Genomic DNA, 22,785 nt, shown 5'->3' with positions numbered 1-22,785 from the left:
GGCATTCTGAAACGATGCCGACAAGCCGCGAAAACTTGACCACCATCAAAATTCGCTGAGTGGATTTCAGTCGCCCGGCTTGTCGTCGTCGTCGGAGAGCACCCGCCATGCCGCCCCGTCGAGGTCGTCATACTGACCGCTTTTTAGCGACCAGAGGAAAGCGAAGAGCCCGAGACCGCCGAGAAAGAGGGCGATCGGGATCAGGTAGATCAGCATGTTCATGAGGCGAGCCTGGCGTCCGGTGCGACGAAACGGGCGGGCGCCACAGGCTGGCCGGAGCCGGCATCTTCCTTGAGGGAAAGCCGATTGAGGCGCAGCGCATTGACGACGACGATGATCGACGAGGTCGACATGGCGACGGCGGCGATCAGCGGCGTCGCATATCCGAGGATGGCAATCGGCACGGCGATGACGTTGTAGCCGATGGCCAGCGCGAAGTTTTCACGGATCAGCCGGCCGGCGCGGCGCGACGCCTCAATGGCGAAGGCGACCGAATCGAGGTTCTGCCGCATGAAGACGAAATCCGCCGCCTGGCGGCCGACATCGGCAGCCGTTGCGGGCGCGATCGAGACATGGGCTGCGGCAAGTGCGGGGGCATCGTTGATGCCGTCGCCGACCATCAAAAGCTTGTGGCCCTCGGCCTCGACCGCAGCGCAGAATTCGGCCTTGTCGCGGGGCGCGAGCTCGGCCTTCCAGTTGGCGATGCCGAGGCGCTGGGCAAGCGCGGCAACGACGCCGGCGCGGTCGCCCGAGAGAATGCCGACCGAGAAGCCCTCCCCCTTGAGCAGCGCGATCGCCTTTTCGGCGCCCGGCCGCAGCGTGTCCTCGAAGCGGAAGGACTGCAGTTCACGACCGTCGAGCGACAGGACGACTTCGGAATAGGCATGATCGCCGGTTTCTCCAGCTTCCGCAGAACAGGCGAACTTGCGGCTGCCGAGGCGATAGGTGCCGTCGGCGCTCTCGGCTTCGATGCCGGCGCCGGGGATTTCCCGCACGGCGTCGATCATGCGCGGCGCAACGCTAGCCGCACGCCACAGGGCCTGCGACAGCGGATGGCGCGAGTGCCGGGCCAGGCCTGCGGCAATGGCGAAGGCCCCGGCATCGATCGCCGCGGCATCGATCAGGCGCGGTCGGCCCAGCGTCAGCGTGCCGGTCTTGTCGAAGGCGACGGAGTCGATCTCGGCCAGCCGTTCCATGGCGGAGCCGTCCTTGACCATGATGCCGGCCTTGAACAGACGGCCGGCCGCCACGACCTGCACCACCGGCACGGCGAGGCCGAGCGCGCAGGGGCAGGTGATGATCAGCACGGCCACCGCCACCAGCAGCGCATGCTTCCAGTCGCCGTCGTAGAAGCCCCAGCCGAAGAAGGTGAGGAAAGCGGTCAGATGCACGGCCGGCGCGTAGAACTGCGCCGCGCGGTCGGCGATGCGGCGATAACGCGCGCGACCGCCTTCGGCGGCTTCCATCAGGTTGATGACCTCGGCGAGGAAGGAGTTCCTGGCCGTCGCGGTCGCCTCGATCACCAGCGAACCGGTGAGGCTGAGCGTACCCGCCTGCACGGCGTCGCCGACGGCGACCTGCTGGGGGGCGCTTTCGCCGTTGATGATCGATACGTCCATGTCGCTGGCGCCGGTGACGATCAGGCCGTCGACCGGAATGCGGTCGCCGGCGGCCACCGCCACGCGATCGCCGACACGCACGTCGTCCAGCGGACGATATTCGCGCGAACCGTCCGCGCCGACGACCATGGCGCCGCGCGGCGAGAGACGCGCCAGACCGCTGATCGCCGAGCGGGCGCGATCACGCATGATGTGGTCGAGGGTGCGGCCGATCAGCAGGAAGAACAGCAGCGACGCGGTCGCGTCGAAATAGGCGTGCTCACCGTGGTGGATCGTCTCCCACAGCGAGATGAAATAGGAGAGCGAGATGCCGATGGCGATCGGCACGTCCATGTTGCTGCGGCCGTGTTTCAGGGCGTTCCAGGCGGACTGGTAGAAGAACCGCCCGGCATAGATCAGTGCCGGGGCGGCAATCATCGCCGAAATCCAGTGGAACATGTCCCGCGTCGAAGCATCCGCCCCGGACCAGATGGAAACCGAGAGCAGCATGATGTTGGTCGCCGCGAAGCCGGACACGGCGACGGCGCGGATCAGCTGGTTGCGCAGCGAATCGGAGGCTTCCTCGGCCGCGGTGAACAGATGCGATTCATAGCCGGTCGCGGCGATCGCGCGGGCGAATTCCACCGGGTCGGTGTCAACATCGCCGACCTTGTCCTTCCAGACGACCGATACGCGCTTGGTCGACAGGTTGACTCGGGCGCGTTCCACTTCCGGCCGGGCACGCAGCGCCCGCTCGATCGTGCTGATGCAGGTGCCGCAATGCACGGCGGGAACGCTGAGGTCGGTCTGCAACAGACCCTCCCCCAGATCCCGGCTCGCGAGCCTCAACTCTTCCGCCGTCGGAAGAGCATGGCCCGCACGCTCGATGTCGAGCGCGCCTTCGGTTCCCGCCGCGCAGCAGCTCATTTTGCCTCTCCGATCACCGCGATGCGGTTTGCCTCGTGCATGATGGTCTGGCCGTCCTTGACGGCCACGACCTCGACGATCCAGTGACCGTGGAGAACCTCGTGCGAGGCCTCGTAGATCCCGGCGCCAGCAGGCTGGAGTTCGGTGATGAAGTCCTGATTCTCGCCGACCGGCCGCTTGAAATGGACGGTCACGGTGTCGGCAATCACCGGCTCGTCGCCCGGCAAGGTGAGAGCATAGCGGATATTGTCGCCCTTGACCTCCAGCTTGCCCTTGATGCCGGTCGCCAGCATGGAACGGATCCCCGCGGCCTTGCCGTTGAACTCCTGGCTGGCGACGTAGGTGTTCTTCACCACCAGCCCGCTCCACGTCGAGGTCGCGTAATAGGCCATGGTGAAGTTGACGGTGATGATGGTGCCGAAGAACAGCAGCATCGCCACCAGCATATGCCAACCGGTAAAGACGAAGGACGACTTCTCGCTCTGTGTGGTCATTTTTTCGCTCCAGGGCCGAAGAAGACGGCGTCATAAGTGTCGTGTTCGTCGCCGCCTTCATCCTTGATGACGAATTCGAAGTCTTCGGACTGATGCTCCAGACGACCGGCAGGCAGGGTGACGAAGACCTTGAGGGTCGTCGCCTCGTCGGGACCGGCCGCGACGGAGAACGTGCGCACTGCCGTTTCGTTCTGACCGTTCACCTTCATCGTCGCATCCGGCAGACCATCGAGCGACACGCTGATATTGCGCGGTTGCGGGATCATGTTCAAGATGCGCACGGTGTAACCGTTGCGGATCGAGCCGTCGGACTCCATCACGAATTGCGGATTGCGGTCGTGCAGAACGTTGACCTCGAGACGGTCGCGGCTGAGCAGCGCGACGAGCAGGCCGACACCGACCGCCGCCCAGACGCCCATATAGAGCAGCGTGCGCGGGCGGAAGATGATCTTCCAGTCGAAATGGCGGATCGAGTCGATGAACTTGCCATCGGCATCGCGAACCTTGCGCGGATCGATCGGCGTCGCGCCGTCGCCGGTGGCGAGCGCCATGTTGCCCTGGTACTCGTCGAGCGTCGCATAGGCGATCAGGCCGCGCGGCTTGCCGACCTTGTCCATGACGCTGTCGCAGGCGTCGATGCACAGCGCGCAGGTGATGCATTCGAGCTGTTGACCGTCACGAATGTCGATGCCCATCGGACAGACGGCGACGCAGGCATTACAGTCGACGCAATCGCCAACGGACAGCCCAGCCGCCGCGGCCTTCTTCGAGCCGCGCGTGCGAGGCTCGCCGCGCCAGTCGTTGTAGGTGACGACCAGCGAATTCTCGTCCAGCATCGCAGCCTGGATGCGCGGCCAGGGGCACATGTAGATGCAGACCTGTTCGCGCATGATGCCGCCGAAGACGTAGGTGGTCGCGGTCAGAACGGCAACCGTCATGTAGGCGACCGGCGCCGCATAGCCGGTGGCGAAGTCCACCGCCAAAGTCGGCGCATCGGCGAAGTAGAAGATCCAGGCGCCGCCGGTCGCAACCGCGATCGCCAGCCAGATGGCATGCTTGACCACGCGCTTCCAGATCTTGTCGAAGGTCCAGGGGGCGGTTTCCAGCTTCATGCGGGCGTTGCGATCCCCTTCGATCGCCCGCTCGACGACCAGGAAGAGATCGACCCAGACGGTCTGGGGACAGGTATAGCCGCACCAGGCACGCCCGACGGCCGAGGTGATGAGGAAGAGGCCGAAGCCGGCCATGACGAGCAGGCCTGCGACGAAGAAGAATTCCTGCGGCCAGATCTCGATGAAGAAGAAGTAGAACCGGCGGTGCGCGAGGTCGATCAGCACGGCCTGGTCGGGAGCGAATTCACCACGGTCCCAGCGCAGCCAAGGCGTCAGGTAATAGATGCCGAGGGTGACGAGCATGACCAGCCACTTGAACTGGCGGAATCGGCCCTCTGCCCTCTTCGGGAAGATCTTCTTGCGTGCTTCATAGAGGGGCCGCCGGATCTTCGCCGACATGACCGGCTCGGCCTCATGGCGTTCGACTTCGACGGGTTCGGCCGCCGCTCCTTTGTCAGCATGCAGATTCATCACAGGACCTCTTCGTTTAGCGCTTCTTCTCCCATTTGGCACCATACCCTGCCTTGACTTATATCAAGCAGCGGCGAAGCGTCGCAATGGATAGAAAAAGAGCCATATTTGGCAGGATGCGCCGTTCTTACACACACGAGCAGCATGGTCAGCCGTCCACCACGGAAGCTTTGAAGCAAAACCGTGCCGACGCAAGAAAAAACCACGCCCGAAGGCGTGGTTTCGTTTCTGATCAATTGGCAGGCGGCGGCGTCACCGGACGCCCCCGCCCAATCCGTCAACCGTATTACTCGCCGCCACCCAGCGAGTGGACGTAGATGGCGAGCTGCTTGACGGTCGTTTCGCCAAGGCGAGCATTCCAGGCCGGCATCACGCCGTGCTTGGGACGCGAGACCTGCTCGACGATACCGGCCTCGTCGCTGACCTTCAGCCAGATGGCGTCCGTCAGGTTCGGGGCACCGAAGTCGCGTCCGCCCTTGGCATCTTCGCCATGGCAGGCTGCGCAGTTTTCGGCGAACACGGTCTTGCCCGGCTCGACCATGGCGGCATCGGCCGGCGTTCCGGTCAGGCTGACGACATAGGCGGCAACCTGCTTGATCTGCTCGGCATCCAGAACGTCGGCGAAGGCCGGCATTTCGGAGACGCGGGTGTCAGCATCGCTCTCGTAGCGGATGCCGTGGGCGAGCGTGGTGTTGATCGATTCGAGATCGCCACCCCAGAGCCAGTCGTCATCGTTCAGGTTCGGATAGCCCATGCCACCGGCTGCGCCCGAGCCGTGGCACGGCGAGCAGTTGACCTTGAAGGCTGCCGCGCCACCGGCGACGGCGAACTGGGCCAGGTCCTTGTCAGCGACGATGTCGGCGAGCGGCATCGCGGCGATCTTGTCCAGATAAACCGCCTGTGCCGACTTTGCCGCAACCATTTCCTCGGCCAGAGCCGAGCGGTTGGTCGTGTTCAGCAGGCCCTTGGTATTGGTCGTCAGGAGCGGCCAGGCCGGGTAGAACACTGTGTAGCCGATGGCCCAGATGATGGTCAGGTAGAAGGTCCAGACCCACCAACGCGGCATCGGATTGTTGAGCTCGCGGATACCATCCCAAACGTGGCCAGTGGTTTCGACGCCGCTGATTTTATCGATTTCTTTCTCAGACATCTCTTAGTCCTCCTTGAGAGGGATGCTTGCCGCTTCGTCAGCAACTTTCTTGCCGCCGGGCCGGAAGGTGAAGACGACAACGCCGACAAAGAACAGGGTCATGGCGAGCAAGCCCCAGCTGTCCGCGAAGTGGCGCATGGCCGTATAGGTTTCCATGTGCCTCTCCTCAGCGATAGCCAGTGGCGTCATCGTAGGTGGTGAAGTCGACGAGAGTGCCGAGCATCTGGAGATAGGCGACGAGTGCGTCCATTTCCGTCAGTTCGGCAGGATTGCCGTCGAAATCGCCAACCTTGGCCTTCGGATAGCGGGCCAGCAGAGCTGTCGTATCCGCGTTCGGATCCGCCTGGGCCGACAGATCGGCTTCGGCGTTTGCGATCATGTCATCCGAGTAAGGAACGCCAACGATCTTGTTGGTCTCCAGATTTGCCGTGACATTGGCAACCTTGAGCGGCGTCGTCTTGAGGAACGCGTAGCTCGGCATGATCGATTCCGGAACGACGTCGCGCGGTTCGGTCAGGTGCTGGACGTGCCATTCGTTCGAATAGCGGTCGCCCACGCGGGCCAGATCCGGACCGGTACGCTTGGAACCCCACTGGAACGGGTGGTCGTACATCGACTCCGCAGCCAGCGAGTAGTGACCGTAGCGCTCGACCTCGTCCTTGAACGGGCGGATCATCTGGCTGTGACAGACATAGCAGCCTTCACGCTGGTAGATGTTGCGACCGGCCAGTTCGAGCGGCGAGTAGGGACGCATCCCCTCCACCTTCTCGATGGTGTTTTCGAGATAGAAGAGCGGTGCGATTTCCACGATGCCGCCGATGGTCACGACCAGCAGGGAACCGAGGAGCAGAAGGCTGGAGTTCTTCTCGAGGATTTGGTGTTTATCAAGAATGGACATTGTTAGCCTTCCTTCTTATTCGGCCGGCTGGGCGGCAGCGGGTACGACGGAGCCGGGGATCGGTGCTTCCTGGCGTTCGTAACCGAGGATCGTCATCAGGACGTTGTAGGCCATGATGAGACCACCGACGAGGTACATGGCACCACCGACAGCACGCAGCACGTAGTACGGGAACATGGCGGCGACCGATTCGGCGAACGAATAGACCAGGAAGCCCTGCTCATCGTATTCACGCCACATCAGACCCTGCTGAATGCCGGCAACCCACAGAACGGCGGCGTAGACGACGATGCCGAGGGTGGCGAGCCAGAAGTGCCAGTTGACCAGGCGCAGCGAATACAGACGATTGCGGTTCCACAGCTTGGGCGTCAGGTAGTAGACGGCGCCGAAGGTGATCATGCCAACCCAGCCGAGTGCGCCGGAGTGAACGTGACCGATGGTCCAGTCGGTGTAGTGGCTGAGCGAGTTGACCGACTTGATGGACATCATCGGACCTTCGAAGGTCGACATGCCGTAGAAGGCGATCGCGATGACCATCATGCGGATGATCGGGTCGGTACGGATCTTGTCCCAGGCGCCCGAAAGCGTCATCAGACCGTTGATCATGCCACCCCAGGAGGGCATCCACAGCATGATGGAGAAGACCATGCCGAGCGTCTGAGCCCAGTCCGGCAGAGCCGTATAGTGCAGGTGGTGCGGGCCGGCCCAGATGTACATGAAGATCAGAGCCCAGAAGTGGATGATCGACAGACGATAGGAGTAGACAGGACGGCCGGACTGCTTCGGAACGAAGTAGTACATCATGCCGAGGAAGCCTGCGGTCAGGAAGAAGCCGACGGCGTTGTGGCCATACCACCACTGCGTCAGCGCATCCTGAACACCGGAGAAGGCCGAATAGCTCTTCACGCCGAGGAACGAGACCGGGACCGCCAAGTTGTTGACGATGTGCAGCATGGCGATGGTAACGATGAACGACAGGTAGAACCAGTTCGCCACATAGATGTGGGACTCGCGCCGGGTCATCAGCGTACCGAGGAAGGTGATCAGATAGGCAACCCAGACGACGGTCAGCCAAAGGTCGACATACCATTCCGGTTCGGCATATTCGCGCCCTGCGGTGATGCCGAGCAGGTAGCCGGTGGCGGCCATGATGATGAAGAACTGGTAGCCCCAGAACACGAACCAGCCGAGCGAACCGCCGAACAGTCGCTGGCGCGAGGTGCGCTGCACGACATAGAAGGAGGTGGCGATCAGCGCGTTACCGCCAAAGGCGAAGATAACGGCGGACGTGTGCAGCGGACGCATACGGCCGAAGTTGAACCACGGCTCGATGTTGAGGTCCGGAAAGGCCAGTTGCAGTGCCACGACGACACCGACGAGGAAGCCGACGACGCCCCAGAACACCGTGGCGATCACGCCGTACTTGACGACTTCGTCAAAGTATTCGGACTTGATCTGCTCGGCAGACTTGACGTTTGCCGGTGCGAACTTCATGCGACGAAGCATGACGATCGTACCAGCGGTCAGCACGAAGAACGCCACCCACATGTGGACGGCGAACAGGCTGTCTTGGGCAAAAGCAACCCCAAGCAGCGCGGCGAAGGCGAGGACCGCCATCACCATTGTTTCTAACGTGTAATTCATTGTTGGTATCCCCCAACGCTTGCTGATCATTCACGAATGGAAACCCCGCCGGGGATTCCTTCCGCCTCAACTGAAGAATTCGCATTCTGACTGACAATCCACCTTGATCCAAATCAATGCAAGCTGTGACTGAATTACGGAAACTTATATTCAAGCTTCCCATTCTGCGATTTGCAGCCTCGGCGCCATGCGTCATCGCAGCGCAACCGAGAGGGAAGCTGATTTTGGGCACGAACCCGTCCGACGGATTTCGGTCTCGACGGCGGCGGATGCTCGGGAGGAGCGGCAATGCAGGCGAAATCGATGAGCAACGATCCGAAAGAAACGGCGAATCAGCTCCCCCCCAACGGCGTCATGGAACCATGCCAGCGTTCCCTCGCCTGGCTGCGCAAAGCCCAGGAGGAGCAGTTGTCACTCTGCAGCGAGCTTGAGGAGATCGCCGACTCGCTACCCTCCAACATCAACCGGCAGAAGTGCATCTACGCGGCCAAGGCGCTGGGTCCCCTGATCAAAGGCGTACACCACTACGAGGAGAGCATCCTCTTTCCCTGGCTTGAAACCGGCAGCCGCGATGCCGAGCATGTGCGCGAGACCCTCGACCGGCTGAAGTTCGAGCACTGCGAAGACGAGTGCTTCGCAGAAGAACTGACCGACGCGCTATTGAAGCTGGGATCCGGCAGTGCCGTGAACATGGAAGCGGTCGGCTACATGCTGCGCGGCTTCTTCGAAGGCATGCGGCGCCACCTCGCCTTCGAGCGGGAGTATCTGCTGCAGTACGTGCCGGAAGATGCCAAGATCAGCGGCTGCAACTGATCTCCGCCATCAACCGCCAGGCGCCGGACCTTGCTTCATACAGGGACCGCGAGCCCCTGCCCTCGCCTCTCAGGCAGCGATTTCCCCGGCCAGACGCTGGTCTTCCAGCAATGTCAGGATGGCGCCGATCACGTCGCCCCGCGGTGTGCGCAAGGGAGCCGCGCGGCTTCGCAAGGCCGTGCCCTTGCCGGTGATGCGCCACCAGTAGCAGACCTCCGATTGCTCGCCGGCGAAACACCGGTCGAGCTGGCCGCGGATGTCCTGGGCAACCTGCGCATCATCGACAAATTCGAACAGATTGCGGCCGACCAAATCGAGCTGGGTGGCTCCGAGCCATCCGGCATGCGCCGGATTGCAGTAGAGGAACCGGTAATCGAGGGTCACGACGGCGACCCTGTCGGGCATGCTGTTGAGGATCGATTCGTTGAGATAATTGTCCTCGCCGTCCATCCTTGCTTCCAGGCCAGCGAGCGCAATCGATGACGCAGAGCGAGCCCGCTCGCGGCCGTCACCGAAATACCGGTCCAGAAGGATCGACAGGACCGCTGCGTGGCGCTGGACACAGGAGCGGTCGTCGGCGTCCTCGCGGATGAGGCTGCCGACGAAGCACAGCTGCATGTGGATCTCGGCAATGTCGCTGGCGTGATAGTCGACCACGGCCGCGATGAGCGGATCGAGCTCCCGATCGAGCAGTCTGACCAGATGATCGTCTCCAACCCGAATCGCCTGCTGAAGCTGCGAATTCTTCAGCGAGACCGCTTCGAAGAGCGGCAGCAAACTGGGATGGGAAGAGACTTCGAATGCCACTTTGACAACTGCCCTGATGAACGCGAACGAGGAGATATCGTCGTCGGCAGATATGCAATCGCAACACGCACCGACGTTTGATGCATGAGGCGGCTGTTAACATGAATGATTCTCACATTCAATCGCCTAACTTTCAGGTGGTATAGCCGCTACCGGTGCGAACACCCTGAAAAACAGAGGAAATTGGCATCAATCAAGCCTCTGGTGGCAGATTGCCGTGACCGCGTGCGGCCGGCAGCGACGAAGCACCAATAAAAGTCAACGCTGCCCCGCCTAAAGCTCGCGCTTGATGCTCCAGCGGTCGTGGTACCAGAGCCATTGTTCCGGAAATTCGCGGACCCAGGTTTCAACTTTATTGTTGAGGAGCTGGGCGGTGGCGGTCACATCGAGCTGGCCGGCCGCATTGCGCGGCAGTTCGACCCGCGGCTCGATTTCCAGACGGAATCGGTTGCCCGGCAGGCGGATGCAACGGGCCGGATAGACGTCGCAATCGAACTGGCGCGCCAGCTTTGCCAGCAGCGGATTGGTCTTGACGTCGCGGCCGAAGAATTTCGTCGATACGCCCTTCTTGAACTTCTGGTCGACCAGCACACCGACGCCGCCGCCGTTTTCCAGCTGCCGCGCCAGCGCGAAGGACGAGCCGGCATGGGAAGGCACGAGCTTGCCCATGCGCTTGGCGCGGAACTCGAAAACCTTCTCGCCGATATAGGGATTGTTCGGCGGCCGGAACAGCACCGTCACATAGAGCCCGAAGGCGGCACCGGCGACGGGCAGCAGCTCGAAATTGCCGGTATGGGCGGAAAATACGATGAACGGGCGCGGATTGTCGCGCAGGTCGAGGAAGAGCGGAATGCCGGAGACCTCGATGCGCCCCTGGCCGGGCTTTTCCGGATCGAAATCGAACAGGCGGTCGAGGAATACATATTCCGCAGCAAGCCGCCCCATATGGCCCCAGCTGCCGAGCGCGATCGCCTCGATCTCAGCCTCACCCTTCTCCGGAAAGGCGTTGCGCAGATTGGTCAGCATCAGCCGGTGGCGGCTGGTCTTCGGCCCGAGGTAGCGCATCAGCCGGTCGGCGAAATTGATCGCCGGATCGGCCGGGAAGATCTTCAGCAGCGTGAGGAAGCCGAAGGCGAACTGTGCCACGGCCCACTGCGAGAAGCGGCGAGATGCCAGGACAAGCCGGGTGATGAAGAGCTTCACGCTCAATCCATCCTGAGGATGATCTTGCCGAATACCTGTCGTCCTTCCATCCGCGACAGCGCCCGGTCGATATCCTCGAACCTGACCTCGGTGTCGATCACCGGATGGACGATGCCGCGCGCCATCTTCTGCATGGCATTGGCCATGTTCTCCATGCGGCAGCCGAACGAGCCCAGCAGCTTCAACTGCTGCTGGAACAGCATCATCAGGTTGACTTCGGTCGAGACGCCCGAGGTCGATCCGCAGGTCACGAGCCGTCCGCCGCGCTTGAGGCAGAACATCGAGGCGGCAAAGGTATCCTTGCCGACATGCTCGAAGACTACGTCGACGCCCTTCTTCTTGGTCAGCTTGCGCACCACGCCCTCGAAACGGTCGGTGCGGTAGTTGATAACGTGATCGGCGCCGAGCGCCTTGGCCGGCTCGATCTTGTCGTCGGAGCCCACTGTCGTGATGACGGTGCAGCCGATCTTCTTGGCGAGCTGGATCGCCGCCGTGCCGATGCCGGAACCGCCGGCATGGACGAGGATGGTTTCGCCGGGTTCGAGCTTGGCATTGTCGAACAGCATGTGCTCGACCGTGCCGAAGGTAACCGGAGCCAAGGCGGCCGCGACCGCATCGACACCCGGAGGGGCCGGCACCAGCAGGCGGGCCGGCAGGTTGATCTTTTCCTGGGCAAAACCGTCGAGGTGGAACCCGTGCACGCCAGAGACGTTTTCGCAAAGGTTGTCGCGGCCATCGCGGCAGGGCTTGCACAGGCCGCAGGTGCGCGCGCCGTAGATGGCGGCGAGCTGGCCGGGAAGGATGTTGCCGACGCCGGGGCCGATCGCCTCGACGACGCCCGATGCCTCGGCACCGATGACGAGCGGCATCTTGCGCTTGGCAAACGCCATGCCGCGCCAGCCCCAGACGTCGATGTGGTTGAGCGCCACGGCCTTGACCCTGAGCGTCACCTCTCCCGGACCGGGCGCTTCCGGCTCGGGCAGGTCGACGATTTCGAGCTTGCGGTCTTCGACGAGTTGCAGTGCGCGCATTGGTCTATCCTCGCCCTCAAGGCGTTCATTTCACGGTGACTGGAATTCGATCCGTCGCTTAAGCCGGTTCTCGCGTCATGACAAGGCTGGCGTTCTGCCCGCCGAAGCCGAACGAGTTGGACAGCACGGCCGAAACATCCGCCGAGCGCTTCACGTTCGGCACGACGTCGAGTTCCATCGCCGGATCCGGATTTGTGTAGTTGATGGTCGGCGGCAGCGTGCCGGTCAGCATGGTCTGGATCGAGAACACGGCCTCGACCGCGCCGGCTGCCGTCAGTGTGTGGCCGATCATCGACTTGTTGGACGAGACCGGGATCGACTTCAGCCTGTCGCCGAAGACGGCAAGCATGGCGCCGTATTCCATCTTGTCGTTTTCCGGGGTCGAGGTGCCGTGGGCGTTGATATAGCCGATCGCGCTTTCCGCCAGTCCGGCATCGTCGAGAGCAGCATGTATGGTGGCGATCGCCGGGCCGCCGTCCGGCGAGGAGCGCGTGCGGTGGAAATGGTCTGCCTTTTCACCGCAGCCCTGCACGATGCCGAGCACGCGCGCGCCACGGGCAATGGCCGATTCCAGCGATTCCAGCACCAGGGTGGCCGCACCTTCGGCTATGACGAAACCGTCGCGGTCCTTGCTGAACGGCTTGGAGGCTTTTTCCGGCGGATCGTTCTGGGTCGAAAGCGCCGACAGCAGCGAGAAGCGGATGACCGATTCGGCGCTGACGGAACCGTCGGTGGCGATGGTGAGCGCCCGGTCGGTCCGGCCCTGGCGGATGGCTTCCACGCCGAGCTGTATGGCGGTGGCGCCGGACGCACAGGCGGTCGACAGCGTCACCGGCAGGCCGCGCGTGCCGAAGCGGTCGGCGAGCCGTTCCGAGATCGAGCCGAACTGCACGGCCTCGAGGAAGACCGGGTCGGCCTTCTGCCGCATGGCGGTGAGGAAGCGCTCATAGGCGTCGCCGGGATGGCTCGGCGGCGGCGAGCGCTCGGCGAGCGCGAAGCGGTCGGCCCATTCCGGTTCGACCGGCGGCGCGGCGAGGAAGAGCGGTCCGTTGAAGTCGCCGGAGAGGCCGGCCTGGGCCATCGCCTCGATCGTGGTTTCGCGCGCCATGGCATAGGATCGCTCGACCGAATTCGGTGCGGGTATGTCGATGAAGTCGACGGTGCCGCCGATGCGGGTCGACATGCCCTCGGTGTCGAAGCGGTTGATATAGTGGATGCCGGACTTGCCCGACGTCAGCGCATCCCAGTTGTCGGAAAGCCCCTGGCCGAGCGAGGTAATGACGCCCATGCCGGTGACGGCGACGATCGGGCGGCCGAGATGATCCTTGAAACGGTTGTCTGTCATGCTCTCAACTCCTCACGCATCGGCCGAGACGAGGGCGATGCCCTCGCCGCGCGTATAACCGACCGTGGTCACGACGGCGTGGCGGGCGGGTGCGGTCATCACGGCTTCATGCGCCGGATCGAAGGGCGGCACCTTGGCGCCGGAATCGATGGCGAGCGCCGCAAGCGCGAGGCCGAGCGGGAACTGGGCTTCCAGCCCGTGGCCGGTCGAGCCGCCATAGCCGCGGACCCGCATGCCGGGGAATTTTTCCGCCAGCACGGCCTGTTCTCTCTTGGCCAGATCATGCAGACCGCTCGAACCGGAAAACACCACCGTGTCTGCGGCACTTACGTCGCCGGCGAGCGTGGCCAGGCGGCCGAGGCGCTTTTCAAGGCCTCCATCGTCCCGCTTGCCGCGATCACCCTCGACGGCTTCGAGAACCGCATAGATATGAGCGTCGCGCGCTTCGGCATGGGCCCGGCTTTCCAGCATGAGGAAGGCGCCGACCGTGCCGAGGACCATGCCGCCGCCCTCGCCCGCCTGCCGTGACCACAAGGGCTGCCATTCGCCGGTCGAATGGGCCTGAATGCCTTCGACCAGAAGCAGGATGTCGGCGCGTTCCGCGATGAAGGCGCCGCCGACCAGGGTATGGGTCGACTGGCCGGCCCGGATGCGGGAAAAGGCTGTCTCGATCGCCGAAATGCCCGCTGATTCCTCGCCCATGAAGGTGCGCGACGAGCCGGTGACCTTGTGGACGATGGAGATATTGCCGGCCATGAGATTGGAGAGCTGGGCAAGGAACAGTGTCGGGCGCAGTTCCGTGGTCAGCTTCTCGATCAGCAGGCGCTCGCGGTCATTGCGCTTCAAAGCCTCGTCGACGATCAGGCTGTCGACCGCGATGTCACGCTCGCCGCCACCGGCCGCGACGATCAGATCCATCGATCCGCAGGCTTCCAGGTCGTCCTTCATGCCTGCGTCGTCGAGCGCCAGCCCGGCGGCATAGACGCCGAGGCGCTGCCAGTTCTCCATCTGGCGCTGGTCGCCGCGCTTGGCGATCTGCTGCGACCAGTCGATCTCCGGCAGGCGATGGACCGGATAGGGCTTGAATTTTTCCGTCTCCAGCACCGGCGGCGGCGCCACGGCGGAAGACAGGAGCGCCACATGCGCCTCCTTGCCGGTGCCATGGCAGGTGACGATGCCAACTCCGGTGATCACCACATCGTTCGGCTTCTTGATCATTTGCTGTCCTCTCGCCGGCGACGAGGCCGGCGCATCGAGCCCTCGGCTTTCCGGGCTCGCATCCATCAGAATAAAGGTATCAGAGCGGGGCGCTCCGATGCCGCACTATTAGCGGGCGGCGGCGATGGCGTCCATCAGGCCGATTTCCTCGGCGCGCTTGCGCACGATGTCGGCCAGCGGCACTTCGCTGAAAGGCATGGTGCGGAGCTTCAGCTGCGCGTCGCAGATCTTCTTGCCGTCGCTTGAAATCTTCGCCTTGGTCACGGCGAAACCGGAGCCGTCGTGTTCGAGATGGGCCTCGATCTCGAGGACTGCGCCGGGCTCGACGAAGGCGCGCATCTTGGCGCCGTCGACCGACATCAGGAACGGCATGGCCGTGAAATCCTTGACGGCAAGCACCAGCATGCCGGAGGCTTGCGCCATGGTCTCGATGAGCAAAACGCCCGGAACGAGCGGCATGCCAGGAAAATGCCCCTCGAAGACCGGGCTCTTCTCAGGCACGACAGAGCGGGCCTTCAGCGTGCCAAGGCCGAGGTCTAACGCCTCGACCTTGTCGATCATCTGAAAATATTCGAGCAGCATGACAAGACCTCCGCCCTATCGGCGGTTCAGCCCTTGGCCGCCCGCAGTTCGTCGATCTTGGCGCAGAGGTTCTTCAGGACGAAGTATTCCTCGGTCGAAACCTTGCCTTCGTTGACTTCCTGGGTCCACTGCTCGAGCGGGATCTTGATGCCGAATTCCTTATCGATCGCAAAAACGATATCGAGGAAGTCGAGGCTGTCGATGCCGAGGTCGTCGATCGTATGGCTTTCCGGCGTAATCGTCTCGCGGTCGATTTCGCTGGTTTCAGCAATGATGTCGGCAACTTTGTCGAATGTAGCGGTCACGCCAATTACCTCATATGTCGAAAATCTTTGCTCCACATAGGGAAAACGATTCTAAATGCCAATGGGAAGTTTGGCCGCCGGCGAAATTTGCTGCCGAAGTGTTGCTCAAACAGCAATCGAGTGGCGGCCCTTCCCGGTCGAGAGATAGCTGTCGAACACAGCCGCGACGCTGCGGGCAAAGGGCTTGCCCGCCTCGGTCAGGCGGAACTCGTCGCCGATGATCGCACAGATCGCATCCGGATTCGAAGCCACATATTGCCGCGCTTCCGCAATCACCGTCTCGCCGAGGCGCGGGAACGCGGCCCGCACGCCGGCAAACGAAAAGGCGAAACGGCACATGATCTCCTCGATCACATGGGCGCGCAGCCGGTCGTCGTCGGACAGTTCGATGCCACGCACGACAGTCAGCCCGTCCGTGTCCGCCATGCGCTGGTATTCGCCGGTCGCCGGCATGTTCTGCACATAGCCTTGCGGCAACTGGCCGATCGAGGAGGCACCGAAGCCGATCAGGGCTTCCGCGGCGTCATCCGTGTAACCCTGGAAATTGCGACGCAGCTTTCCGCCGCGCGCGGCGACCGCCAGACGATCGTCGGGCCTTGCAAAGTGGTCGATGCCGATCGGCTCGTAGCCTGCGGCGACCAGCATGTCGGCAGCGCGGGTCATCTGGGCGAAGCGCATCTCGACGTCGGGCAGCGCCTCTTCCGGGATCATCGTCTGATGCTTCTTCATCCACGGCACGTGCGCATAGCCGAAAAGCGCGATGCGGTCGGGCGACAGCGAGACGATGTCGTCGACCGTCGCCTCAAGCGTTTCCAGCGTCTGGTAGGGCAGACCATAGAGAATGTCGCAGTTGACGGAATGGACGCCCCGCGCCCGCACCGCGTCGACCACGGATTTGGTCTGCTCGAAGGTCTGGATGCGGTTGATGGTCTTTTGCACCTTGGGATCGAAGTCCTGGACGCCGAGGCTCGCCCGCGTCATGCCGATCGCCGCAAGCGCATCATAGCGCGGCTCGTCCAGATCGTTCGGGTCCATCTCGACGCTGATCTCGGCATCGTCGCGAAAATCGAAGGCTTCGCGGAAGGCCTTCATCAGGTCGATCAGGTCTTCCGGCTTGAGCATGGTCGGCGAACCGCCGCCGAAATGCAGCGCGCTCACCTTCGCATCGCGGCTGACCAGGCTGCCGACCTTGGCGATCTCCTTCTTGAGCGAGGCGAGATAGCTGTCGATCGGCTCGTATTTCAGCGTGTGCTTGGTGTGGCAGGCGCAGAACCAGCAGAGCCGGTCGCAATAGGGAATGTGCACGTAGAGCGACAGGTCGTGCGCGGCGCCCAGCTCGCCCAGCCACTGCGCATATTTGCCGCAGTTCACGCCCTCATGAAAATGCGGCGCCGTCGGATAGCTGGTGTAACGTGGAACAGAGCCGGAATACTTGGCCAGCAGGGAGTTTTGCATGTCTTGCGCCGTTCAATCTAAAGCCATCTTAGACTTCTTGGTAGCGCCGCAAACGTCACGCGCCTTTGACTTCGATCAATTTACTGATAGATTTGTCGGACTGCTCGCACTCAGGCGTTGCGAGCGTCGCCCATAAGGTTCGGGACGAGTGAAATCCGAGCTTGACCTAGCGACAGTTTGGCGTCAGACGGGATCGAAATCATGGACGCGCACAAGAAACATACCGGCGAATGCGAAGCCCCGGCAGTCTGCAAAGCCTGCGAGGCTCGACATGGCGGCATTTGCGCGACTTTGAGCTCTTCCCAGCTCGTCGAACTCAACAAGCACTCCACCCGTCGCAAGGTCGATCCCGGCAATGAGGTCATCGGCCAGGGCGAGCACGTAGGCAGCTACAGCAATATCCTGAACGGCGTGGTCAAACTGTCGAAGATGATGGCGGACGGTCGCCAGCAGATCGTTGGGCTGCAGTTCGCGCCCGATTTCCTCGGTCGCCCCTTCTACAGCGAGAGTTCGATTACCGCCGAAGCCGCGACTGAAACGGAAATCTGTTCCTTCCCGCGCCCGATCATCGACCGCATGGTCGGCGAGGCACCCGACCTGGAGCGCAAGCTGCATTCGCAGTCGCTGAAGGAACTCGACGAGGCGCGCGACTGGATGCTGACGCTCGGCCGCAAGACGGCGCAGGAAAAGGTTGCAAGCTTCCTCTACCTGATCGCCACCCATATCGATCCGGACAAGGGCAGTGCCACGACCTTCGACCTGCCTCTGTCGCGCGCCGACATCGCCGACTTCCTCGGACTGACGATCGAAACGGTGAGCCGGCAGATGACGAAGCTGCGCAAGGACAACATCATCGTCATCGAGAACAATCGCCATGTGATCGTTCCCGACCCACGCCGCCTGCGCTACGCAGCCGGCAACGACTGACGCGCCGACTGCCCGGCGCGCTGTATCGACCCCACTTCCCCGAAATTCCGCGTCAGCGCGTGACGATGATCTTGGTGTTCTTCAACCCGTTATGGGTCGCCATGGAGAAGAACTGCGCCGCATTGTCGGGATGCAGCCGAACGCAGCCGTGCGAGGCCGGCCGGCCGAGGCGCTTCAGATCGAAGGTGGCGTGCACGGCATAGCCGCCGTGGAAGAAGATGGCATAGGGCATGGGCGCATTGTCGTACTTGCGCGAACGATGGTTCTTCGAGGCCCATTTGGCGCTGTAGTTGCCAAGCGGCGTGACATAACCCTTGCGGGCGGTCGAGACCTTCCAGCGATGCTTGACGATGCCGTTCTGCGTGACCGTCATGGTCTGGTTGGAAATGCTGATGCTGGCGACGAGATTGCTGGCCGAGGCCGCCATCGGCTGAACCAGCAGGCACAAGGAGGCCGAAACGGCCAGAAGCAGTTTACGCATGATCTTCCCCCAGTCTTTGTTTCCGCCCCCCGGGCGGCTGTTTACAGGGGCACTATAGTATAAATTCGAATAAATGCGATTAAGCCGCAAGGATAAGATTGCTTTAACGAAAAGCGCCCCACAGGTCGCAGCGGCGATCCTAGACGACGATACGTGCGGCAAGAAAGATGAGCGTCAGAACGGCCAGCGCCGAGCAGCTTGCGTAGAACAGAGCGACCCCCGTCTCGATGTCGCGAGCGGATGCGACGGGCCGGCCGGATCCGTTGATCATCGGCTCGCTGACGCGCTCGCCGCCGTAGATGCGTGGGCCGGTCAGCTGGATGTCGAGCGCGCCGGCCATCGCCGCTTCGGGCCAGCCGGAATTGGGCGAGCGGTGCAGGCCGGAATCGCGCAGGGTGACCGACAGGGACCGGCGCGCCGCCGCGGCGCCCTGCAAAGCCCAGGTCGCGGCGGCGATCAGCAGGCTGGACAGCCGCGCGGCCGGCCAGTTGGCGAGATCATCGAGGCGGGCCGAGGCCCAGCCGAAATCGCGATACTTGTCGCTTCTGTGGCCGATCATCGAATCGGCGGTGTTCAGCATCTTGTAGGCAAGGATGCCGGGCAGACCGGCGAGCGCATACCAGAAGGCCGGTGCCACGACGCCATCGGCAAAATTCTCCGCCAGGCTCTCGATCGCCGCCCGGCAGACCCCCGGCTCGTCGAGCGCCTGCGGGTCGCGCCCGACGATCAGCGAGACCGCGCGCCGTCCGCCTTCGAGCCCGTCTGTCCGCAGCCCCAGAGCCACGGCCGCGACATGGTCGCCCAGGCTCTTCTGGGCGAGGAAAACGGCAACGACCAGCAGTTCGAGCGCAAAGCCGACGACACCGAACGCCCGGAACAGGCCGGACAGAAAAAGGCCGACGGCGACGGACAGGGCCAGCAACAGGACGATCGCCACCAGACCATTGCGGCGGCGCGTCACGGGGGCGAGCGTGTCGCGGTTCAGCCGGCGGTCGAAGAAGGCAATGCCGTGGCCGAACAGAACGACCGGATGCGGCAGGCGCGCCCAAAGGGCGGGCGGATCGCCGACGATGCGGTCGAGAACGAGTGCGCCAAAAAGAGCAGCGAGGATCCAGACCGTCATCGCTCGCTCCACGTGGCAAGAGCCGCCGCCAGCCGCTCATCCGAGGCCGTGTCAGGCGCCAGACCGAAGCGCAGCCAGGTCGGCGCGTAGTCGAACTTGCGGGTGAGGATATGCGCCCGGCACAAATGCGCGTGCAAGTCGGCCGCGCAGGGATCGGTCACGAGGGCGAAGAGCGACGTTCCGCCTTCGACCTTCAAGCCGGCATGCCCGAGCACCCGGCTGAGCCCTGCCCGGCGTTCGGCGATGATGCGGCGAAGCGGCTGCGGATCGGCAGACAGGAGATCGGCGGCCACCGAAAGCGCCGGTCCTGACACCGCCCAAGGCCCCAGCCAATCGGCGAAGCGTTCGAGAATGCCGTCGGCTGCGATGACGAAGCCGAGGCGCAGGCCGGCGAGGCCGAAGAACTTGCCGAAGGAACGGAAGACGATAAGGTTCGGCCGCGTCGCAACCGCGCCGGCGATGCTCGTCTCCGGCGCGCAGTCGCCGAAGGCTTCATCGACGACGAGGAAACCGCCCTGCCCGGCCAGCCGATCGGCCAGAGACAGAAGGTCCGCAGGCGCATGCAGCCCGCCGGTCGGGTTGTTGGGGTTAACGACGACGACCAGCCCCGACGACGGATCGACATCGTCGAGCGTCGCAACGGCATCGACCGCAAAGCCATTGGCCGAGAGGACGCGACCGTATTCGCCATAGGTCGGCGAAAGGACGGCGGCGGGCTTTTCGCGGTCGGCGAGCCTGGGCAGCAACTGGATCACCGATTGCGTACCGGGAACGGGAAGCGGCAGGATGTCACCGGAGCCGTAGAAGGCCCGGGCTGCACTGCGCGTTTCGTTCAGCAGGTCCTGGTCCGGCAGGCGATGCCAGACGCGATCCGGGATGCCCGGGAGCCTGGGCGGGCATGGATTGAGGCCGGTGGACAGGTCGAGCCAGTCGTCAGGCTGTCCGCCGTAGAGCGCTGCGGCCGCACCGATGCCGCCGCCATGGACGATCCGACCGTTCATGCCGCACCTTGCCGGATGTCGATCAGGTGCATGAAGGAGCCGGCGACATTGTCGCGCCGCAGGCCCACGTCTCCGAGCGACGTGCCGAGCGCGTCTTCGGCGGAAAACAGCCGGTCAGCGGCGCCTTCAGAAACGATCGAGGCATAGTGGAACTCGTGCGCTGTCATCGGCGTGGAGAAGAAGGCTGCGTCAACCGGCGCGATACGGCGATAGCCGAGATGGCGTTTTCGCGTCGCATAGCTGGTGACCAGCGGCAGCAGGCCCAACATCGGGTGAACGACGCCCTCGGCATCGATCAAGGCATCGCCCAGCACCATGTAGCCGCCGCACTCGCCGAAGATCTTTGCGCCGCGCATGTGGGCTTCCAGCATGCCTGTGCGGAAGGTCGCGGCTGCGGCCAGCGTTCCGGCATGCAGTTCGGGGTATCCGCCCGGCAGGTAGACAGCGTCGGCGTCGGAAGACGGCACCTCGTCGGCGAGCGGCGAGAAGAAGGCGATCTCCGCCCCCGCCGCCTGCCAGCAGCGCAGGATGTGGGCATAAGAGAAGGCAAAGGCGATGTCGCGGGCGACGGCGATCTTCTGGCCGAGCGGCGGCAAGGGAACAACGGCGGGCAGGACGGCCCCGCGGGGCGAAGCTTCCGCTGCGTGCAGCAGTGCGTCGAGATCGCAGCCATGCTCGATGACGGCGGCGGCGCGCTCGATGAAGGCTTCGAGTTGACCATGCTCCCCCGCCTGAACGAGGCCGAGATGGCGTTCGGGCAGATGTAGTGTCGGCTCGGTGCGCACCACGCCGAGGACCGGCATGGCGATGCCGGCCAGCGCCTCTCGCAGCATGGTTTCGTGGCGGTCGCTGCCGACGCGATTGAGAATGACGCCGACCACGCGGGTATCGGTGCGGAATTTGGCAAAGCCGCTGACCAGGGCCGCAATCGAATGGGACGCCTTGGCGCAATCGACCACCAGCACGACCGGCAGACCGAGGAGTGCTGCAAGATCGGCCGCCGAACCTGTGCCGTCTGCCGCGCCATCGAACAGGCCCATCATCGCTTCGACCACCAGCACCCTGCCCTGCGCCGCGTGGCCGGCGGCATTGGCGCGCAGGAGGTCGTCGCGCATCGCCCAGGGATCGAAATTGAGGCAGGTCTCGCCGCTTGCGGCGGCATGAAAGGCGGGGTCGATGTAGTCAGGACCGGCCTTGGCCGGCGCGATCGCCACGCCACGCTTCTTCAGCGCCCGCAATAGGCCGAGGGTCACAGTCGTCTTGCCGGAGCCGGAGGACGGCGCTGCGATCAGCAGGCCGTTCATGCGCTGTCCTTCTTGGCGCCGGAGGCGAAGGGATCGGGGAGCAGCTTGCGGCCGGACAGCGCGCCCAGCCAATCGAGCGAGGGCCGAAGCCTTACCACCTCGCCGACGACGACGATGGCCGGCGGTTCGAGCCCGGAGGCGAGCACGTCGGCTTCCGCCCGGCCAAGCGTGGTTTCGAGCACCTGCTGCGAGGCGGTCGCGGCATCGCAGATGAAGGCGACCGGCTCGTCGGGCGAGCGCCCGGCGGCCATCAGATGGGCGCTGATCGTGGCGATGTGCTTCATCGCCATATACATGACGATGACCGGCGACCCCCGGCCGATGGCATCCCAGTCGATCCGGTCGGGCACGACGCCGGAGCTGTCATGGCCGGTCAGGAAGGTGACGGCGTGGTTGATCTCGCGGTGGGTGACTGGGATGCCGGCATAGGCAAGTCCGCCGATCCCGGCGGTGATGCCGGGCACGATGCGGAAGGGTACGCCGTGATCGATCAGGGTCAGGGCTTCCTCGCCACCACGTCCGAAGACGAAGGGGTCGCCGCCCTTGAGACGCAAAACCCTGTGGCCGGCCTTGGCGAGCTCGACCAGGCGCAGCGAAATGTCGCGCTGCCTGGCGGATGGCTTGCCGCCGCGCTTGCCCGCATATTCGAGAAGGGCGCCCGGCCGCGCGAGCTTCAGGCATTCGTCATTGACCAGCGCATCGTGCACGATCACGTCCGCCTCGCCCAGCGCCTTGGCGGCAAGCAGGGTCAGCAGGCCGGGATCACCCGGGCCGGCGCCCGCCAGCCAGACATGGCCGGGCATGATCGTCGCAAGCTTGGAAAACGGATCGAAACTCATGGACATGCTCTAGGCTCCGCATGGCGAAATTGCAATCGCGAAGGGCGCTGACGGCGC

General features: G+C 63.6%; 23 protein-coding genes. 2 read left to right on the top strand and 21 right to left on the bottom strand.

From position 1 onward, the window contains the following. Positions 1-66: 66 nt before the first annotated feature. The 8 genes from ccoS to ccoN form a co-directional block, all read right to left on the bottom strand. A complete protein-coding gene (ccoS, locus tag L867_RS26665) occupies positions 67-222 on the bottom strand; it encodes a cbb3-type cytochrome oxidase assembly protein CcoS (RefSeq protein WP_084638408.1) in 156 nt (51 codons plus the stop codon). Further along, on the bottom strand, positions 219-2,525 hold the full coding sequence (locus L867_RS0100830) for a cation-translocating P-type ATPase (protein WP_028735121.1): 2,307 nt from the start codon (positions 2,523-2,525) through the stop codon (positions 219-221). Before L867_RS0100830 ends, ccoS begins: the two co-directional genes overlap by 4 nt. Then, positions 2,522-3,019: a FixH family protein gene (locus L867_RS0100825; RefSeq protein ID WP_028735120.1), complete on the bottom strand. Its 498-nt coding sequence runs from the start codon at positions 3,017-3,019 to the stop codon at positions 2,522-2,524. Before L867_RS0100825 ends, L867_RS0100830 begins: the two co-directional genes overlap by 4 nt. Continuing rightward, positions 3,016-4,602 carry a cytochrome c oxidase accessory protein CcoG gene (gene ccoG, locus L867_RS0100820; protein WP_028735119.1) on the bottom strand — a complete coding sequence of 529 codons (1,587 nt, stop codon included), beginning with the start codon at positions 4,600-4,602 and terminating at the stop codon, positions 3,016-3,018. Before ccoG ends, L867_RS0100825 begins: the two co-directional genes overlap by 4 nt. A 286-nt stretch (positions 4,603-4,888) precedes the next feature. After that, complete coding sequence (ccoP, locus tag L867_RS0100815; protein ID WP_028735118.1) at positions 4,889-5,752, bottom strand: cytochrome-c oxidase, cbb3-type subunit III; 864 nt, start codon at positions 5,750-5,752, stop codon at positions 4,889-4,891. Positions 5,753-5,755: 3 nt separating this feature from the next. Further along, the gene (locus tag L867_RS0100810) at positions 5,756-5,908 is read right to left on the bottom strand and encodes a CcoQ/FixQ family Cbb3-type cytochrome c oxidase assembly chaperone (protein WP_028735117.1); all 153 of its coding nucleotides are present in this window, start codon (positions 5,906-5,908) and stop codon (positions 5,756-5,758) included. Between the two features lie 10 nt (positions 5,909-5,918). Next, complete coding sequence (ccoO, locus tag L867_RS0100805; protein WP_028735116.1) at positions 5,919-6,650, bottom strand: cytochrome-c oxidase, cbb3-type subunit II; 732 nt, start codon at positions 6,648-6,650, stop codon at positions 5,919-5,921. 15 nt (positions 6,651-6,665) lie between these two features. Then, complete coding sequence (gene ccoN / locus L867_RS0100800; RefSeq protein WP_028735115.1) at positions 6,666-8,294, bottom strand: cytochrome-c oxidase, cbb3-type subunit I; 1,629 nt, start codon at positions 8,292-8,294, stop codon at positions 6,666-6,668. 288 nt (positions 8,295-8,582) lie between these two features. Between ccoN and L867_RS24255 the strand changes: the two genes are divergently transcribed. Continuing rightward, positions 8,583-9,107, top strand: a complete 525-nt coding sequence (locus tag L867_RS24255; RefSeq protein ID WP_232363854.1) for a hemerythrin domain-containing protein — start codon at positions 8,583-8,585, stop codon at positions 9,105-9,107. A 69-nt stretch (positions 9,108-9,176) separates the two neighbouring features. Here L867_RS24255 and L867_RS0100790 read toward each other — a convergent pair whose 3' ends face one another. The 8 genes from L867_RS0100790 to hemN all read right to left on the bottom strand — a co-directional run bounded on the left by L867_RS0100790 (position 9,177) and on the right by hemN (position 17,053). Next, positions 9,177-9,914 carry a PAS domain-containing protein gene (locus tag L867_RS0100790; RefSeq protein WP_051438749.1) on the bottom strand — a complete coding sequence of 246 codons (738 nt, stop codon included), beginning with the start codon at positions 9,912-9,914 and terminating at the stop codon, positions 9,177-9,179. A gap of 273 nt (positions 9,915-10,187) precedes the next feature. Continuing rightward, complete coding sequence (locus L867_RS0100785; protein ID WP_028735113.1) at positions 10,188-11,117, bottom strand: lipid A biosynthesis lauroyl acyltransferase; 930 nt, start codon at positions 11,115-11,117, stop codon at positions 10,188-10,190. A gap of 2 nt (positions 11,118-11,119) precedes the next feature. Beyond that, positions 11,120-12,148, bottom strand: a complete 1,029-nt coding sequence (locus L867_RS0100780; RefSeq protein WP_028735112.1) for a zinc-binding dehydrogenase — start codon at positions 12,146-12,148, stop codon at positions 11,120-11,122. A gap of 58 nt (positions 12,149-12,206) precedes the next feature. Then, entirely contained in the window at positions 12,207-13,493 is a 1,287-nt protein-coding gene (locus L867_RS0100775; protein ID WP_028735111.1) for a beta-ketoacyl-ACP synthase, read from the bottom strand. Between the two features lie 12 nt (positions 13,494-13,505). Next, positions 13,506-14,711 carry a beta-ketoacyl-ACP synthase gene (locus L867_RS0100770; protein WP_028735110.1) on the bottom strand — a complete coding sequence of 402 codons (1,206 nt, stop codon included), beginning with the start codon at positions 14,709-14,711 and terminating at the stop codon, positions 13,506-13,508. Positions 14,712-14,819: 108 nt separating this feature from the next. Continuing rightward, positions 14,820-15,293: a 3-hydroxyacyl-ACP dehydratase FabZ family protein gene (locus L867_RS0100765; protein WP_028735109.1), complete on the bottom strand. Its 474-nt coding sequence runs from the start codon at positions 15,291-15,293 to the stop codon at positions 14,820-14,822. A 26-nt stretch (positions 15,294-15,319) separates the two neighbouring features. After that, positions 15,320-15,598, bottom strand: coding sequence for an acyl carrier protein (locus L867_RS0100760; protein WP_003502893.1), 279 nt, complete (start codon positions 15,596-15,598; stop codon positions 15,320-15,322). Between the two features lie 105 nt (positions 15,599-15,703). Further along, on the bottom strand, positions 15,704-17,053 hold the full coding sequence (gene hemN / locus L867_RS0100755; RefSeq protein WP_028735108.1) for an oxygen-independent coproporphyrinogen III oxidase: 1,350 nt from the start codon (positions 17,051-17,053) through the stop codon (positions 15,704-15,706). A gap of 201 nt (positions 17,054-17,254) precedes the next feature. Between hemN and L867_RS0100750 the strand changes: the two genes are divergently transcribed. Continuing rightward, complete coding sequence (locus L867_RS0100750; protein ID WP_028735107.1) at positions 17,255-17,980, top strand: Crp/Fnr family transcriptional regulator; 726 nt, start codon at positions 17,255-17,257, stop codon at positions 17,978-17,980. 52 nt (positions 17,981-18,032) lie between these two features. On the opposite strand, the gene L867_RS0100745 is transcribed toward L867_RS0100750, so the two are convergent. The 5 genes from L867_RS0100745 to cobA form a co-directional block, all read right to left on the bottom strand. After that, positions 18,033-18,461, bottom strand: a complete 429-nt coding sequence (locus tag L867_RS0100745; RefSeq protein ID WP_028735106.1) for a L,D-transpeptidase — start codon at positions 18,459-18,461, stop codon at positions 18,033-18,035. Between the two features lie 139 nt (positions 18,462-18,600). Next, entirely contained in the window at positions 18,601-19,584 is a 984-nt protein-coding gene (gene cbiB, locus L867_RS0100740) for an adenosylcobinamide-phosphate synthase CbiB (protein WP_028735105.1), read from the bottom strand. Next, entirely contained in the window at positions 19,581-20,585 is a 1,005-nt protein-coding gene (gene cobD / locus L867_RS0100735) for a threonine-phosphate decarboxylase CobD (protein ID WP_028735104.1), read from the bottom strand. Before cobD ends, cbiB begins: the two co-directional genes overlap by 4 nt. Continuing rightward, a complete protein-coding gene (locus L867_RS0100730; protein WP_028735103.1) occupies positions 20,582-21,889 on the bottom strand; it encodes a cobyrinate a,c-diamide synthase in 1,308 nt (435 codons plus the stop codon). Before L867_RS0100730 ends, cobD begins: the two co-directional genes overlap by 4 nt. Next, a complete protein-coding gene (gene cobA / locus L867_RS0100725) occupies positions 21,886-22,728 on the bottom strand; it encodes a uroporphyrinogen-III C-methyltransferase (protein WP_028735102.1) in 843 nt (280 codons plus the stop codon). Before cobA ends, L867_RS0100730 begins: the two co-directional genes overlap by 4 nt. Positions 22,729-22,785: the final 57 nt, after the last annotated feature.

Source organism: Paenirhizobium selenitireducens ATCC BAA-1503, from assembly GCF_000518785.1.
GTDB classification, from domain to species: domain Bacteria; phylum Pseudomonadota; class Alphaproteobacteria; order Rhizobiales; family Rhizobiaceae; genus Allorhizobium; species Allorhizobium selenitireducens.
The sequence above is the reverse complement of the archived record's forward strand: the minus strand, read 5'-3'. Positions and strand labels throughout refer to the sequence as shown.

Coding starts and splice junctions, on each gene's coding strand:
- ccoS (WP_084638408.1), bottom strand. CDS start 222: ATGAACATGCTGATCTACCTGATCCCGATCGCCCTCTTTCTCGGCGGT.
- L867_RS0100830 (WP_028735121.1), bottom strand. CDS start 2,525: ATGAGCTGCTGCGCGGCGGGAACCGAAGGCGCGCTCGACATCGAGCGT.
- L867_RS0100825 (WP_028735120.1), bottom strand. CDS start 3,019: ATGACCACACAGAGCGAGAAGTCGTCCTTCGTCTTTACCGGTTGGCAT.
- ccoG (WP_028735119.1), bottom strand. CDS start 4,602: ATGAATCTGCATGCTGACAAAGGAGCGGCGGCCGAACCCGTCGAAGTC.
- ccoP (WP_028735118.1), bottom strand. CDS start 5,752: ATGTCTGAGAAAGAAATCGATAAAATCAGCGGCGTCGAAACCACTGGC.
- L867_RS0100810 (WP_028735117.1), bottom strand. CDS start 5,908: ATGGAAACCTATACGGCCATGCGCCACTTCGCGGACAGCTGGGGCTTG.
- ccoO (WP_028735116.1), bottom strand. CDS start 6,650: ATGTCCATTCTTGATAAACACCAAATCCTCGAGAAGAACTCCAGCCTT.
- ccoN (WP_028735115.1), bottom strand. CDS start 8,294: ATGAATTACACGTTAGAAACAATGGTGATGGCGGTCCTCGCCTTCGCC.
- L867_RS24255 (WP_232363854.1), top strand. CDS start 8,583: ATGCAGGCGAAATCGATGAGCAACGATCCGAAAGAAACGGCGAATCAG.
- L867_RS0100780 (WP_028735112.1), bottom strand. CDS start 12,148: ATGCGCGCACTGCAACTCGTCGAAGACCGCAAGCTCGAAATCGTCGAC.
- L867_RS0100775 (WP_028735111.1), bottom strand. CDS start 13,493: ATGACAGACAACCGTTTCAAGGATCATCTCGGCCGCCCGATCGTCGCC.
- L867_RS0100770 (WP_028735110.1), bottom strand. CDS start 14,711: ATGATCAAGAAGCCGAACGATGTGGTGATCACCGGAGTTGGCATCGTC.
- L867_RS0100765 (WP_028735109.1), bottom strand. CDS start 15,293: ATGCTGCTCGAATATTTTCAGATGATCGACAAGGTCGAGGCGTTAGAC.
- hemN (WP_028735108.1), bottom strand. CDS start 17,053: ATGCAAAACTCCCTGCTGGCCAAGTATTCCGGCTCTGTTCCACGTTAC.
- L867_RS0100750 (WP_028735107.1), top strand. CDS start 17,255: ATGGACGCGCACAAGAAACATACCGGCGAATGCGAAGCCCCGGCAGTC.
- L867_RS0100745 (WP_028735106.1), bottom strand. CDS start 18,461: ATGCGTAAACTGCTTCTGGCCGTTTCGGCCTCCTTGTGCCTGCTGGTT.
- cbiB (WP_028735105.1), bottom strand. CDS start 19,584: ATGACGGTCTGGATCCTCGCTGCTCTTTTTGGCGCACTCGTTCTCGAC.
- cobD (WP_028735104.1), bottom strand. CDS start 20,585: ATGAACGGTCGGATCGTCCATGGCGGCGGCATCGGTGCGGCCGCAGCG.
- L867_RS0100730 (WP_028735103.1), bottom strand. CDS start 21,889: ATGAACGGCCTGCTGATCGCAGCGCCGTCCTCCGGCTCCGGCAAGACG.
- cobA (WP_028735102.1), bottom strand. CDS start 22,728: ATGAGTTTCGATCCGTTTTCCAAGCTTGCGACGATCATGCCCGGCCAT.